The organism is Mycobacterium sp. SMC-18 (genome assembly GCF_045310895.1).
Classification (GTDB): domain Bacteria; phylum Actinomycetota; class Actinomycetes; order Mycobacteriales; family Mycobacteriaceae; genus Mycobacterium.
This window is the reverse complement of record NZ_JBJIAL010000146.1, coordinates 1-1054: the sequence shown is the minus strand read 5'-3', so window position 1 is coordinate 1054 and position 1054 is coordinate 1. Positions and strand designations below refer to the sequence as shown.

At 63.0% G+C, this 1054-nt stretch carries 1 protein-coding gene; it reads left to right on the top strand.

Annotation, left to right across the window (positions count from 1 at the left end):
• Positions 1-253: 253 nt before the first annotated feature.
• Positions 254-1054: IS110 family transposase (locus ACJH6J_RS30510; protein ID WP_406805046.1), on the top strand; the 801-nt coding region annotated here is incomplete at its 3' end.

Sequence of the window (1054 nt, the reverse complement as noted above, 5' to 3'; positions counted from 1 at the left end):
TTCCTTAAGTTCGTAGTTGCAGTTATTTCGTGATGTTGTGACGGTTACGTTGAACTGCGACCCGGGTGGGTCGGGTGAGGTCGACATGGGGTCTTTGCCGGCCTGGTGGTGCGGCTTGAAAGGACTGGCCGCCCGGCCCACCTGGACTTCCTCGGGCCGCTGATTGAGATCTGCGATGTGATCGCTTGTTTAAGGAAATGCCGGCGAGGTTGTCCGTGGGGATCCTGTTGGCAGACAAGCGAAAAGAGGTTCCATGGCCGAAGACCAGGTGTGGGCTGGGGTCGACGTCGGCAAAGAACACCACTGGGTGTGCGTCGTGGACGGCAACGGCAACGTGGTGTTGTCGCGCAAGGTCGTCAACGATGAACACACGATGCGTGACCTGGTCGCCGAGATCGACAAGCTCGCCGGTGAGGTGTCCTGGACAGTGGACTTGAGCAACGTGTTTGCCGCCCTGCTGTTGACGGTGCTGGCCGATGCCGGCAAGACGGTGCGGTACCTTGCGGGCCGGCAAGTGTGGCAGGCCTCGGTCACCTACCGCGGTGGTGAGTCCAAGACCGATGCCAAAGATGCCCGGGTCATCGCCGATCAATCCCGGATGCGCGGCGAGGACCTTCCGGTCCTGCGTCCCGGCGACGATCTGATCACCGAACTGCGGATGCTCACCGCCCATCGCGCTGATCTGGTCGCCGACCGAACCCGGACCATCAACCGGCTGCGCCAACAACTGCTGGCCGTGTGCCCGGCCCTCGAACGCGTCGCTGAGCTGACCCAGGACCGTGGTTGGGCAGTGCTGCTGGCGCATTACCAACGACCGAAAGCGATTCGCCGAACCGGTGTTTCGCGGCTGACCAAAGTATTGGCGGCAGCGGGAGTACGCAACGCTGCCACGATCGCGGCAGCGGCGGTGACGGCCTCTAAGGCCCAGACCGTCCGCCTGGCCGGTGAGGACGTCGGTGCAGGATTGGTCGCCGAACTGGCCCAGGGGGTGATGAACCTCGATGAGCGCATCAAACACACCGACGCGGACATCGAGGAACGATTTCGCCGCCAT